Origin of the sequence: Soonwooa buanensis (assembly GCF_900167905.1) — a bacterium.
Lineage (GTDB): Bacteria > Bacteroidota > Bacteroidia > Flavobacteriales > Weeksellaceae > Soonwooa > Soonwooa buanensis.
In genome coordinates this window covers 36,078-49,369 of sequence record NZ_FUYZ01000014.1, presented here as the reverse complement: position 1 = coordinate 49,369, position 13,292 = coordinate 36,078, and the positions used below count along the sequence as shown (strand labels likewise).

The window sequence follows — 13,292 nt, the reverse complement described above, 5'->3', positions numbered from 1 at the left end:
TATCCTGAGTCTCGTGAAATTTCTTCATAAGTCTGTTTTCCAACAATCCATTTTTTGAACCAAACTTCCTTATTTTTTAAGCCAACAGACTTGTTCTCGGAGGTAAAATAAATACCACAATTTTTACATTTAAAACGTCTCTTATTATTTTGTTTTCCCCACGAAATTACATTCAGACTTTTACAGCTCCAACAACGATTTTTTTTGATTTTTCAGGCATAAAAAAAGTTTATTGAAACAAAGTTCAATAAACTTCTCGTATCATCAATAATAATAGGCGATAGAAAGAATTCTACCAACTATTTTTGACTATTAAACCTTTTTTTAATTAAAAGATTAAAAGATTAAAAGATTAATTTTGACCATCAACCATCAACCATCAACCATCAACCATCAACCATCAACCAAAACCTACTTCAAAGCTTGTTCAAGATCAGCGATAAGATCTTCGATATCTTCGATACCAGCACTCAATCTTACCAAATCATCTGTAATCCCAAGTTCTGCACGTTTGTCAGCTGGGATAGATGCATGTGTCATTAACGCAGGATGATTTGCAAGAGATTCTACACCGCCAAGAGATTCTGCCAATGTGAAAACTTTTAGCTTTTCTAAAAACTTAATAGCGTCTTCTTTTTTCCCTGATTTAAAAGTGAAAGACACCATTCCTCCGAATTCTGCCATTTGTTTTTTAGCCAATTCGTATTGTGGGTGATTTTTTGATCCTGGATAGAATACTTTATCAATTGCAGGATGATTTTCTAAAAACTCAGCGACTTTAACACCGTTTTCGCTGTGACGTTGCATTCTAAGAGATAAAGTTTTAATACCTCTTAAAACCAAATAAGAGTCATGCGGACCCAAAATTCCGCCACTTGCAAATTGGATAAAATGAAGCTGTTCGCCCAACTCAGGTGTTTTTGCAACCAAAGCACCAGCAACAACGTCAGAGTGTCCGCCTAGATATTTAGTCGCAGAATGCATCACGATGTCAGCGCCAAGGTCAATTGGTCTTTGGATGTAAGGCGTCGCAAACGTATTGTCAACAGCAACCAAAATATTTTTTCCTTTTACTAAATCAGTTACCGCTTTTATATCCACCAATTTCATCAAAGGATTGGTTGGTGTTTCTAACCAAATCAATTTTGTTTTGTCGGTGATAACATCTTTAATCGTGTCAACTTCGTCGAAGTTTACAAAACTGAATTTAATCTGATATTTATCAAATAATCTTGTGAACATTCTGTAAGTTCCACCATAAAGGTCGTCAACTGCAATCACTTCGTCACCAGGACTTAATAATTTCAGAACACAATCGATCGCAGCCAATCCTGATCCGAAAGCCAAACCTCTCGCACCATTTTCGATAGAAGCCAAAGCATCTTCTAAAGCTTGACGTGTTGGGTTAGCACCTCTAGAATATTCGTAGCCAGCTTTTAGTTGACCTGGACTTTTTTGTGCAAATGTTGATGTTAAAAATACGGGTACGTTAACAGATCCTGTGTGTGGCTCGTGTTGTTGTCCACCGTGGATCACTTTTGTATTGAATTTCATGACTTTTCTAAATTGTTAATGCAAAGATAGTTATAATTGTTAATTTTTGATTTTCTGAAATTCGAAAGACTTTTTTTTATTTAAAATAGATTTAATAATAAATAAAGGATATTTTTGGCGAGCTAATAAAACAAAATAAAAATTATTATGAAAAAGACTTTACTGTCTCTAGCATTTCTTTGTGCTACTTTTGCATTTTCCCAAAGCGATTTAGGAAAGATCTCTAACCAACTTCCTGAAAATTATCAGACAACGAAAATCGAAGCACCAGCTTTCTTAAAAAACTTTCCAACTACCGATTGGATCGACAACGCTGATACAAGTTGGTACAATTCTACAAGTACTAGTTTTCAAATTTCAACAGCTGCAGAATTGGCAGGTTTGACAAAGTTGGTATTTAATGGCAACGACTTTAGTGGAAAGACGATTACATTAATGCAAGACGTCGATTTGGCTGGTCATCTTTGGGCGCCAATTGGTTATGGCTATCAAAAGCCTTTCTCAGGAACATTTGAAGGAAATCATAAAACCGTAAAAAATGTTTTAATTAATAGAGAAACTAACGGCGATTTCGTAGGCTTTTTTGGACAATTTTTTAAAGCAACTCTTAAAAACTTAACGGTTGACGGTGTTAAGATTTTTGCAAAAGATACAGTAGGAGGTATGATTGGTAACGTGTCGACTAACAGTTATGTCGAAAATTGCCACGTTAAAAATGCAGAAATTACGATCACAGGTTACAATGGCGGCGGTTTTAGCGGTGGTATTTTGACAAACAGTGAAGTTATCAACTGTTCTGCAAGTGCAAGCGTTGAGGGTGTTAATCAGATCGGAGGTTTTGTTGGATCGTCTTGGGATAAAACAAAAATCACCAACTGCTTTAGCGAAGGTAGCGTAAAAGGAGAGTATATTATTGGCGGATTTAACGGTTTTAGCACATTTGCATTTGCGCCGAATCGCGACAACGAAATGATCAATTGTTACACAAGATCCAATGTAGAAGCTACATCTTTTATGGCTGGTGGATTCTTTGGTTACACGCAACAGAACGCTATTCTTAAAAATGTATATTCTGCAGGAACAGTGACCAATGTGCAGGATAGTGGTGCTTTTATGGGTGCTGTTGGTAGTACAACGATTCAGAATGCACATTTCGATCACACTTTGGCGCCTTATGATGCTATTGGTAAATTCGATTATGGCGATCCTACAACTTACGATATTACGGCTAAAACAAGTTCGGAAATGAAATCTGAAGCTTTTAAAACTGTTTTAAATGCTGGTGCGGCTACTGAAGTTTGGTCAATCGATCCAAGTGTTAATGACGGATATCCATATCTTAATACGATTACGACATTAGCAGTTAATGACGCGGTTACTAGTATTTCGGATGTTAAGATTTATCCAACAATAGTTGATAATCAACTGACAATTGTATCGAGTGACAAAGTGTTGTCTTATAATATTATCGATATGTCTGGCAAATCTGTGAAGCAAATGCTTGCCAAAGAAAATCAAAATTCGGTGGATGTATCACAACTAGGAAAAGGTATTTTTATCATTAATATTAAAACTGAAAAAGGTTCAAAATCTCTTAAGTTTATTAAAAAATAAAAAGCGCTAAAAATAAAAGTAAATGAAAGAAAAATGACGGACTCGAAAGAGACCGTCATTTTGTTTACATCTTAATTGCTGACTTCACTGCAAATTCTTCCGCAACTTCACCTAGCCATTCTGCTACATCATCTTCACCAGTTGCACGTTGATAAGTGTGACCTAACGACACCAAAATCTGGTGAAAAAACTGCTTCATGTGGTCCACTTGCATATCCTTCGTCCAAAGATCGATACGAAGTGCTTCCTTTGCATTGTCATCCCAAACCGAAATCATCGTTGCTTTAGTTTCTTGCGCATTAACGCCGCCATCTTCAGCATTCCAAGTCATTTTTTCGGGAACATGGTTTTCGTCAAGTTCCACATTTATAGTTATTTGGGTCTTTCTCATTATATATAATTTATTTAATTTCTTTCGGTTTGTAGCCAGATCCGTTAAAGATATCGGTGGCGTTTTTGTTTAAAAATTCAGGGATTTTGACATTTGGATTTTTAGCTAAATATTCTCTACAGATTTGCCATCCCGTCCACACACCAACTTGTGGCGAACTTTCGTTATCGATTTCGGTATAGAATTTAGAAAATGGTCCTGGTTGGATAAATCGTCCAGCCAATTCGGGATCAGATTTGAAGAGATAATCGTTTTCTACAAAGTAATTCCAAATGTTAAATTCGTTTGCAATGTTCCATTCTTCCTGTTCTTTAGTATAATTTATTTTTAAAAAATCAGGCGTTTCAGGTAAGAAAATATCTTGCAAAATCTGGATTTTCCCATTGTATACCAACTCATCAATAAATTTTGATTCCGTAGGTTTTCTCGGCACCATTTGTTCAGCAAAAGACATTGACACTTTTGGGACGATATTACTAGGATTCATCGATTTCTGAATATACTTATCGATACCGCTGTAAGCTTTGTTATCCATTCCCATAAAAGCCGAAACATCTATGAATAGATAGTTTTCTTCAGGTTTATAAAAAATAGGAGCCAGCATACTTTCGTAATAAACTGCGGTTGAATACAAGAAAACTTTTGGTGTTTTGAAGCTCGGGAAATACGTTTTAATATGTGAAAAAAGTGCAGCTAAATCTTTATTAAGTTTAGCCTTATCAATTTTCGAAATGGCGTCTTTATAGATTTTTATTTCCTCAGGATCCTTTCTGCGTTCCACAAAAACATTGTCAGGAACCGTCCCTTGGAACCACGGAAAATCTTTCTTAAAATCTTCCATACTCACATTCGGATCGTATAACTTTTCCGAAATGTCCACCAAATCAATTTTCTGTATCGGGTTTTTAACTTCCTGTTCCCATTGCGGTTTTTCAGCCTCTTTTTTACAAGAGTTAAGACCAAACAAACAAGCGATTATCGATAGACTTACTATAAGTTTTTTCATTTTTTAGATACTTTTGTAAACTTTCTTTTAAAAATCAAATTTTCTCTAAAGTAGGCTAGAAAATAATCTTTAATTTTACTCAAGAATTTGAAACCACAAAAATAAGAATTTTAATGTTGCTCAACACCTTCGAAACCGAAAGATTAATTTTAAGACCTTTAGAATTGCAAGATGCTGATAGACTGTATCTTTTGGACAGTAATCCAGAAGTTATGAAGTACATCGGGATGCCAGCTTTAACCGCGCAAGAAGAATCTGTGAAAGTTATAGAGATGATTCGTGATCAATATGAGCGTTTTGGCATTGGGAGATTTGCTGTTGTTGAAAAAGAGTCGGGTTTGTTAGTGGGCTGGAGTGGCTTAAAATTCAATGATTCCGAAATCAACGGTTTCAAAGATTTTTATGAATTAGGTTATCGTTTTCTTCCCGAAACTTGGGGTAAAGGTTACGCTTCCGAAACAGGAAAAGCCTTTGTTGATAAGTTTTTTGATGAGATGAAACTTAAAAATCTTTACGCGTACGCACATTCCGAAAATGGTGCTTCCAATCATGTTCTTACCAAATTAGGTTTTACTAAAACTGGAACTTTTACAGAACCTGATGGCGATTGTTTTTGGTATGAAATGACCTCTAAACCGAATTAAAATTAAAATAAATTAAATAAAATGCAATCCGAAAAAATAATTAATCATATTGTTAACTGGCTGAAAGATTACGCACAAAATTCAGGAATGAAAGGCTTTGTAATCGGCGTTTCTGGCGGAATAGATTCTGCCGTTGTGTCGATGTTGGCTGCAAAAACTGGTCTTAAAGTTTTGTTGTTAGAAATGCCAATTCGTCAAAAAGAAGATCAAGTCAATCGTGCGCAAGATCACATCGAAGATTTAAAATCAAAGTTTTCTAATGTTGAAGGTTTTCGTGTGGATTTGACGCCGACATTTGACACGTTCCAAAAAACGGTCGATGTTAAAGATCAAGATTTCCCAGCAGAGCAATTGGCTTTAGCCAATTCTCGCTCGCGACTTAGGATGTTGACTTTGTATTATTATGGACAAATTCATGGACTTTTGGTAACAGGAACTGGGAACAAAGTTGAAGATTTTGGTGTCGGATTTTTCACAAAATATGGCGATGGCGGCGTTGATATTTCGCCGATTGCTGACTTGTACAAAACACAAATCTATGAGTTAGCGAGACATCTTGACATTATCGAAAGTATCCAAAAAGCGATACCAACGGACGGTCTTTGGGATGTGGAAAGAACCGATGAGCAGCAGATTGGTGCAACTTATCCAGAACTGGAGTGGGCGATGGAGCAAGATCAAAGTTTAACACCTGATCATTTTGAAGGAAGACAACGTGAAGTTTTCGAAAAGTATCAAAAGATGCATCGTGCGACGTTACACAAGATTAATCCAATCCCAATTTGTGATATTCCAGAGGAGTATAAATCTTAATTTTTTTTAATGAATCCAAAACTTAAAACCTTTTTATTCTTCTTTTTTGGCGCCTTGGCGGGTATTGCGGTGATGTATGTCATTAATCCACCAAAATCTGACAAAGCTGTAGACACTGAAATTACGACAAATACTAATCGTCGAAATTCTGATTTTAATCAAGAAAAAAATTCAAAAAAAGAAACTAAAAACGATCACAAAAAGTCTTCTAATAATTATAGCGGACAATCAATTGATGAGCTGACAAAACAATCGGTTGTTATAGCTTATCTTAAAACGCATCAAAAACTTCCTGATTATTATATCACAAAAAATGCAGCAAAATCTTCTGGTTGGGAGGCTAGCAAAGGAAATCTTTGTGATGTTTTGCCAGGAAAAGCTATCGGCGGAGACAAATTTACAAACCGTGAAAAAAATCTGCCAACACAAAAAGGACGTAACTATTACGAAGCAGATCTTAACTACAATTGCGGACGCCGAAATGCGGACAGAGTTGTTTTTAGCAACGATGGTTTAATCTTCGTAACAACCGATCATTACAAAACTTTTCAAGAACAATAATGCGATGGTTGCTTGTTTTATTAGTTTTATTTTCTTGTCAAAAAGAAAAAGAAGTTTCAAAACTTGATAAGAAAGAAGTTACTATTCTAATTCAATCATTGGGAGAAATTCCAAATTCGGACGTCGTTTTTGTTGCCGAAAAAATTAAAAATTATTATCCAAATGTTAAAATTTTGGATAGAATTGAACTTCCAAAAGAAGCTTATTATAAAGAAAGGAATCGTTATCGTGCGGATTCTTTACTTAAATTTTTAAATGAAAGAACAGATGATAATTTTGTAACATTGGGATTGACTAACAAAGATATTAGTGCTACAAAAGGGAAAATTAAGGATTTCGGGATTTTTGGATTAGCTTATCGACCAGGAAAATCTGCGATAGCTTCTAGTTTTAGAGCTAAAAAAGAAACTAAAAAAGAAGAGTTTTTTAAAGTTGCAATTCATGAACTTGGTCATACACAAGGACTGAAACATTGTAAAAATCTCAACTGCTTAATGAAAAATGCGGAAGGAAAAAGTTTTGGAAAAGAAGTTGTAGATTTTTGTGAAAACTGTAAATCATTTTTAAAAACGAAACATTGGAAATTTTAATACTATGGAAAAAACAATATATATCGACTTTGTAGATTTGGGCGACTACGAAGATTTTTATACTCAATTAAAAACTAAATTAACGCTTCCAGATTATTTTGGAGATAATCTAGATGCTTTGTACGACGTTATTTCGGGCGATTTAGAAATGCCTCTTCATATCGAATTTGTCAACATGACAGTTGATCAATTGGAGACTTTTGAAGATCTTTTGACAACGTTGGAAGATGCTGAAGAAGAGGTTGAAGGCTTTACGTTTTCATATTATTTGGAGCAATTCGAAGATGATGAAGATGCCGATTCAGAGGACGATTTAACAGATTAAGATGATTAGAAAAGTTGATATAAAAGACTTGGATGCTCTGTCAAAATTGTTTGACAGCTATCGAATATTTTATCATAAAAACTCGGATATCGAAGCGGCAAAAGTTTTTTTAGCAGAACGAATCAAAAATAAAGAATCCGAAATTTTTGTTGCGGAATTCGAAAATAATTTGGTAGGATTTGTACAATTATTTCCTATTTTTTCGTCCACAAGAATGCAGCGTTATTGGTTGCTAAACGATTTATTTGTCGATGAGAATTACAGAGGAAAAGCTTATTCTAAAGCCTTGTTAGAAGCTGCCAAAGAGCTTTGTCGCGATACAAATGCATGTGGGATGTTGCTGGAAACAGGTAAACAAAACGAAATTGGTAACCAACTATATCCAGCCTGTGGCTTCAAAAAATATGATGAAGTTAATTTTTACGAATGGGTTAACGAATAATTGTTATCTTTAAATAATATTCAAAAACTATAACTATGACAGATTTCGAAAAATACATCCAACGTTATTTGGATTTGGTTCCAGATGAGGAATGGATTGATGCTTTAGATATTGCTGGAGGAAGAACTTTCGGTATTTTCAGTGATTTGACGGAGGAACAAGGTCTTTTTGCTTATGACAATGGCAAGTGGACGCTCAAAGAATTATTACAACATTTAATAGATACCGAGAAAGTATTTGCGTATCGTGCCATGACTTTTGCAAGGCAAGATCAAACAGAATTGCCAGGTTTTGATGAAGAACTTTGGGCTAAAAATTCTCATGCAAATGATAGAAGTCTCGAAAACCTCATCGACGAATTTTCTTTTGTCAGAAAGGGAAGTATCTTATTTTTTGATGATTTGTCAGGTGAAGTTTTACAGTTAAAAGGTGCTGCCAACGGCAATGCTTTAAGTGTTGAAACCATCGGAAAACTGATTGTTGGTCACAATATTCATCATCTTAATATTATCGAAGAGCGATATTTGTCGAAGCTTAAAAGCTAAAATGAAACAGAAAATTAAATTTGCATTTGGACTTTTCGTAATATTATTTTCAATTCAAATAAAATGTCAAGATAATGCTTTGCTAGCTCCCTAAAAATACGCAGAGACTGATATTGGCTGGAATTGTCTCCAAGATGCTGGATAAAAAACGCTATTTTAATAAAACAGAAATATCTGAAGAACAAGAATATGAATAGTATTTTTACTGAAGCTGCAGAACCATTTACTTTTTTTAGTTATGCAGATTTTGCAATTTTAATATTTATTAATTTAGTCATATTTTTATTTATAAAAATTGGGAGATTTAAATTAAATACTCTCTTAAGAATACTTTTTATAATATCATTTTTAATTGTTATTCCATATATTTCAATCAAAATCGAAATTAATAACGTATACAAAACTTATGCGGTTGTTGATGGATTTAATTTATGGTATACAATTTTTAAAATTCCTATCTGGTGGATAATTGGAATTATTGAATATATCATTATTACAAAAAGTATCAAAAATTACAGCTAGAGCTATCATTGTAATATTTATTTATATTATGTCGCTTATTATATTTTTGCTTCAGTTTAAGGAAGAATAAATCATAAATCCAAAGTCTCAAGATAAAGTTTAATATCGGGAAAGAAAATGTCAAATTCTTTTCCGATTTCTTTTTTATGACTTAAAAATGCTTCAAAAACGGGAATGTCTTTTTCCAAATACTTGGCTTTGTTAAGCACGTTTTTCATGCTAAATTTTATGCCCCAATCTTCGCAATAATTGTACAACCAATTGTCTTCTTCCATTTTCTTTAGCATCATTTTAAAATTTTCTGGAAGCCATTTTTCATATTCCCAAAGCGTTTTGTAGACTTTTTGAGAATGTTCAAAAAGTGCTTCATCCGACATAGAATGCGCCACAAAATAATCGAACGCAACATCAACAAAAGCCCCAGCATAAAGCCTTACCAAAGGACTAAATATTTTTTTTGCTTGCGATACTGCAGGATGTGTATCGGTGAAACTGTCGATTGCACGATGTAATTTGATACCTTCTTGGATTTCTAAAGGGAAATTTTCACGCTCATTATTTTTGATGAAATCTGCAATCATATTCCCGACAAGTTGTCCATCAGTAAAGGATAAATAGGAATGTGCAAGATAATTCATTGTAATGTTTGTTCGATTTTTAAAGTTGTAAAACTAAATACAATTTAAGTAATTTATTTCTTTTAAATTCTGTTTTTGTACAAAGCGAATGTTATTATTATAGATAAAATTTTCTAAAATATTTTTAAAATAAGGAAAATAATTTGCGATTTTGGACTTTAACGAAAAAGGCTTTCTTGTTTAATAAAAATTTAATATTTTTGCAAAACTGGTGAGCCATAAAAAGCTTTAAAAGGGAACTGGGTGAAAATCCCAGACAGACCCGCTGCTGTAAGCTTCACACAAGGTTTTCGGAAGTTAGATCCACTGTTCTTAGAATGGGAAGGATTCCGAAAATGAAGTAAGTCAGAAGACCTGCCAGTAAGTTTAACGTTTGGCGCTTTCGTGGAATAAAGCCTAGAACAACGGAGTTACTGTGCAGTTTTTTGCACTGTTACTTTGTATTCTTATTTTCCATTAGCGTCATCATTAATCTAAATGAGCTAATGGTGACACGACTTTTTTTATCGGTTTTTCGAGCGGCATTTCTTGTGGCTTTTTTTGCGATGTCTTTCGTTTTTGGACAGCGTAAAGACAGTATTTCCAAAAAAGAAATAACAGAAGTTATTCTTTTCAAACGTGATTTGAAGGATGTAATTCCTGCGCAGACTTTGAGCGGTGAAGACTTGCAACGCTTGAGCAGTCAATCGGTTGCTGATGCTTTACGGTATTTTTCGGGAGTGCAGATCAAAGATTATGGCGGCGTTGGCGGTCTCAAAACCATTAATGTACGAAGTTTGGGAAGTCAACATGTTGGTGTTTTTTACGATGGTATCCAGCTCGGAAATGCGCAAAATGGTTTGGTTGATTTGGGACGTTATTCTTTAGACGATCTCGAAGGTATTTCTTTATATAATGGTCAAAAAAGTGAAATCTTCCAACCGGCAAAAGATTTTGCCTCGGCAAGTGCCATTTATCTTCAACCCAAAACACCTTCTTTTACTGGTGACAAAAAAACGAATCTTTCTATTCGTCTAAAAAATAGTACGATACAATTATTTAATCCCTCTTTTAGACTAGAGCAAAAATTGTCAGACAAAATTGCGATGAGTTTTAGCTCTGAATATTTGGAAAGTGATGGCGTATACAAGTTTCGCTATTTCAAAAGATATCCGGATGGAGCGATTGCGTATGACACGATTGCAAAAAGACAAGATTCGGATATTAAAGCCAAACGTTTTGAAACCACACTCAATGGTACAATCCGTAACGGAAGTTGGAATATTCGTGGTTACGCCTACAACTCTAACCGTGGTATTCCTGCGGCCATTGTTAACGGTAGATTTGGTGCTCGTGGTTCTAGGATGACGGATGACAATTACTTTGTGCAAGGTACTTTTAGAAAGAAACTTTTTCCAAAATTCGAAACCCAACTTAAAGCCAAGTTCGCTTACGATTATACGTATTATGCGGACACGGTGCGTACAGAATATGTGATAAGATCCGAGAATTCTTATATCCAGCGCGAAGTTTACGTTAGTTCTTCTAACATCTATACGATTACACCGAGTTGGGATGTCAGCTTAAATGGTGATTTCCAATTTAATAATTTAGATGCCAATTTAATCAACTTTTCATATCCGACACGTTATACCAATTTGGTGGCTTTAGCGTCGACTTATCAATGGAATCGACTGCGTTTTATGGGAAGTCTTCTAGGAACTTTCGTGCACGAAAACGTTGAAAAAAATGCGAAATCGCCAGATCGACGCGAATGGACGCCCGCTTTCTATGCTGCTTATCAGCCCTTCAATACTAAGGATTTAACGCTAAGAGCTTTCTATAAACGGATTTTTAGAATGCCAACGTTTAATGATTTGTATTACACCAACATCGGGAATACCTATCTGAAGCCTGAATATACCACGCAATACGACCTTGGTTTTACCTATCATAAAAGTTTTAAAAATGATGTTTTTCAAGAATTTTATTTAAAAGTTGATGGCTATTACAATGAAGTTCAGGATAAAATTGTGGCTGCGCCCAATGGCAGTATGTTCCGTTGGTTGATGATGAATCTTGGTCGTGTAGAGATCCGAGGTGTTGACGTTAACCTACAGTCCACTTTTAAAATTGGAAATGTAAAACTAAGACCATTACTTTCCTATACTTACCAGAAAGCGCAGGATGTTAGCGATCCTGATGATACATTTTACAAAAACCAAATTCCGTATACGCCGTGGCACAGTGGGACTTTTACATTGATGGCTGATTATAAAGATTGGAGTTTTAACTACAGTGCCATCTATGTTGGCGAGCGTTACGATGTTAACCAAGATAATATTCAGTACAACTATGTGCAACCTTGGTATACACACGATTTGTCGGTGCAAAAGATCTTCCGATGGAAGCAGCATCAGTTTAAAGCAAGTTTGGAGATGAACAATATTTTCAATCAGTATTATGATGTGGTTATCAATTTTCCGATGCCTGGCAGAAGTTTCCGTCTCATCCTAAATTACACTTTATGAAACATCTAAAACTCTATTTTTCATTTTCACTTTTATTGTTGATTTTCTCGTGTCGAACGGATGATATTATTGTTCGTCCCGAAGTAGAATCCGGTCTAGAACCTCCGCAAAATACCGCTATTAAAGGTTTTTATCTTTTAAATGAAGGTAATATGGGAAGTAACAAATCGACTTTGGATTACTTCGATTATGCAACCGGAACGTATCACCGAAATATCTACGCTGATATTAATCCCGAAGTGGTTAAGGAATTGGGTGATGTTGGTAACGATATTAAAATCTATGGCAGCAAAATGTACGTCGTGGTCAATGTTTCCAACAAAATTGAAGTTCTCGATGCGAAGAAAGCCAAACGTATCAAAACGATTAAGCTTCAGAACTGCCGTTATATGGCTTTCAAAGATGGGAAAGCTTACGCAAGCAGTTATGCAGGTCCAGTGGTTTTGGATCCTAACGCACCAATCGGTAAAGTTGCCGAAATAGATACGCTTTCTTTGGCGATTACGAGAGAGGTGACTGTTGGTTATCAACCAGAAGAAATGCAAATTATCGGTAATAAACTTTATGTCGCCAATTCGGGTGGTTATCGTTTTCCGAATTATGATAAAACTGTATCAGAAGTGGATTTAACAACATTTAAAGAATTAAGAAAAATAGATGTTGCGATTAATCTTCACCATATCGAAAAAGATAATTATGGCGATTTGTATGTGAGTTCTCGTGGCGATTATTACACAATTCCATCGAGTTTGTATTTGCTTGATCCCGTTTCTGGACAGGTTAAAAAAGATTTTGGCGTGGCTGTCAGCGAGATGACGATTGTTAATGACAAACTCTATTATTATGGTAATGAGTTTAATTACAACACGCACACCTACACCAAATCCTTCGGAATTATCGATGTTAAAACCGAACAAATTATTTCTAAAAACATCATCGAACCTACTTATGCCGACGCTATAAAAACGCCTTATGGCATTGCTGTAAATCCTATTACGGAAGATATCTATATGACGGATGCCCGCAATTATGTATCGATGGGTTTTGTGTATTGTTTTGATAAAAATGGAAGATTCAAATGGAAAACAGAAGCCGGAAATATCCCAGCGCATTTTGTTTTTCTGTATAAATAAAATC

General features: G+C 35.0%; 16 protein-coding genes and 1 riboswitch. Of the genes, 11 read left to right on the top strand and 5 right to left on the bottom strand.

Annotated elements, in window-relative coordinates; genetic code table 11:
• Together B5X62_RS15790 and B5X62_RS14720 are read right to left on the bottom strand one after the other, a co-directional pair.
• Positions 1 to 209: IS1/IS1595 family N-terminal zinc-binding domain-containing protein (locus tag B5X62_RS15790; protein WP_449441362.1), on the bottom strand; the 209-nt coding region annotated here is incomplete at its 3' end.
• A 202-nt stretch (positions 210 to 411) separates the two neighbouring features.
• On the bottom strand, positions 412 to 1,554 hold the full coding sequence (locus tag B5X62_RS14720) for a cystathionine gamma-synthase (protein ID WP_079668243.1): 1,143 nt from the start codon (positions 1,552 to 1,554) through the stop codon (positions 412 to 414).
• Positions 1,555 to 1,701: 147 nt separating this feature from the next.
• On the opposite strand from B5X62_RS14720, the gene B5X62_RS14715 reads away from it, so the two are divergent.
• On the top strand, positions 1,702 to 3,168 hold the full coding sequence (locus B5X62_RS14715; protein WP_079668242.1) for a T9SS type A sorting domain-containing protein: 1,467 nt from the start codon (positions 1,702 to 1,704) through the stop codon (positions 3,166 to 3,168).
• 64 nt (positions 3,169 to 3,232) lie between these two features.
• On the opposite strand, the gene gldC is transcribed toward B5X62_RS14715, so the two are convergent.
• Positions 3,233 to 3,559: a gliding motility protein GldC gene (gene gldC / locus B5X62_RS14710; protein ID WP_079668241.1), complete on the bottom strand. Its 327-nt coding sequence runs from the start codon at positions 3,557 to 3,559 to the stop codon at positions 3,233 to 3,235.
• A 10-nt stretch (positions 3,560 to 3,569) separates the two neighbouring features.
• Positions 3,570 to 4,565 (bottom strand): gliding motility lipoprotein GldB, encoded by a 996-nt coding sequence (gene gldB / locus B5X62_RS14705; RefSeq protein ID WP_079668240.1) that lies wholly within the window; start codon positions 4,563 to 4,565, stop codon positions 3,570 to 3,572.
• 113 nt (positions 4,566 to 4,678) lie between these two features.
• Here gldB and B5X62_RS14700 point away from each other — a divergent pair, with 113 nt between their 5' ends.
• The 8 genes from B5X62_RS14700 (at position 4,679) to B5X62_RS14665 (ending at position 9,007) form a co-directional block, all read left to right on the top strand.
• Complete coding sequence (locus B5X62_RS14700) at positions 4,679 to 5,209, top strand: GNAT family N-acetyltransferase (RefSeq protein ID WP_079668239.1); 531 nt, start codon at positions 4,679 to 4,681, stop codon at positions 5,207 to 5,209.
• Positions 5,210 to 5,230: 21 nt separating this feature from the next.
• Positions 5,231 to 6,022: an NAD(+) synthase gene (gene nadE / locus B5X62_RS14695; RefSeq protein WP_079668238.1), complete on the top strand. Its 792-nt coding sequence runs from the start codon at positions 5,231 to 5,233 to the stop codon at positions 6,020 to 6,022.
• A 9-nt stretch (positions 6,023 to 6,031) separates the two neighbouring features.
• Positions 6,032 to 6,583 (top strand): ribonuclease domain-containing protein, encoded by a 552-nt coding sequence (locus B5X62_RS14690; protein ID WP_079668237.1) that lies wholly within the window; start codon positions 6,032 to 6,034, stop codon positions 6,581 to 6,583.
• The gene (locus B5X62_RS14685; protein WP_079668236.1) at positions 6,583 to 7,173 is read left to right on the top strand and encodes a matrixin family metalloprotease; all 591 of its coding nucleotides are present in this window, start codon (positions 6,583 to 6,585) and stop codon (positions 7,171 to 7,173) included. Before B5X62_RS14690 ends, B5X62_RS14685 begins: the two co-directional genes overlap by 1 nt.
• Positions 7,174 to 7,177: 4 nt before the next feature.
• On the top strand, positions 7,178 to 7,498 hold the full coding sequence (locus B5X62_RS14680) for a barstar family protein (protein WP_079668235.1): 321 nt from the start codon (positions 7,178 to 7,180) through the stop codon (positions 7,496 to 7,498).
• A 1-nt stretch (position 7,499) separates the two neighbouring features.
• A complete protein-coding gene (locus B5X62_RS14675; protein WP_079668234.1) occupies positions 7,500 to 7,940 on the top strand; it encodes a GNAT family N-acetyltransferase in 441 nt (146 codons plus the stop codon).
• 35 nt (positions 7,941 to 7,975) lie between these two features.
• Positions 7,976 to 8,485 carry a DinB family protein gene (locus tag B5X62_RS14670; RefSeq protein WP_079668233.1) on the top strand — a complete coding sequence of 170 codons (510 nt, stop codon included), beginning with the start codon at positions 7,976 to 7,978 and terminating at the stop codon, positions 8,483 to 8,485.
• Between the two features lie 189 nt (positions 8,486 to 8,674).
• A complete protein-coding gene (locus B5X62_RS14665) occupies positions 8,675 to 9,007 on the top strand; it encodes a hypothetical protein (RefSeq protein WP_079668232.1) in 333 nt (110 codons plus the stop codon).
• Positions 9,008 to 9,078: 71 nt separating this feature from the next.
• Here B5X62_RS14665 and B5X62_RS14660 read toward each other — a convergent pair whose 3' ends face one another.
• A complete protein-coding gene (locus B5X62_RS14660; RefSeq protein ID WP_079668231.1) occupies positions 9,079 to 9,645 on the bottom strand; it encodes an acyl carrier protein phosphodiesterase in 567 nt (188 codons plus the stop codon).
• Between the two features lie 192 nt (positions 9,646 to 9,837).
• Positions 9,838 to 10,021, top strand: a riboswitch (cobalamin riboswitch).
• Positions 10,022 to 10,130: 109 nt separating this feature from the next.
• Between B5X62_RS14660 and B5X62_RS14655 the strand changes: the two genes are divergently transcribed.
• Both B5X62_RS14655 and B5X62_RS14650 read left to right on the top strand, forming a co-directional pair.
• Positions 10,131 to 12,155, top strand: a complete 2,025-nt coding sequence (locus B5X62_RS14655; RefSeq protein WP_079668230.1) for a TonB-dependent receptor plug domain-containing protein — start codon at positions 10,131 to 10,133, stop codon at positions 12,153 to 12,155.
• Positions 12,152 to 13,288, top strand: a complete 1,137-nt coding sequence (locus B5X62_RS14650; RefSeq protein WP_079668229.1) for a YncE family protein — start codon at positions 12,152 to 12,154, stop codon at positions 13,286 to 13,288. The genes B5X62_RS14655 and B5X62_RS14650 overlap by 4 nt, the downstream gene beginning before the upstream one ends.
• The last annotated feature ends 4 nt before the right edge of the window (positions 13,289 to 13,292 follow it).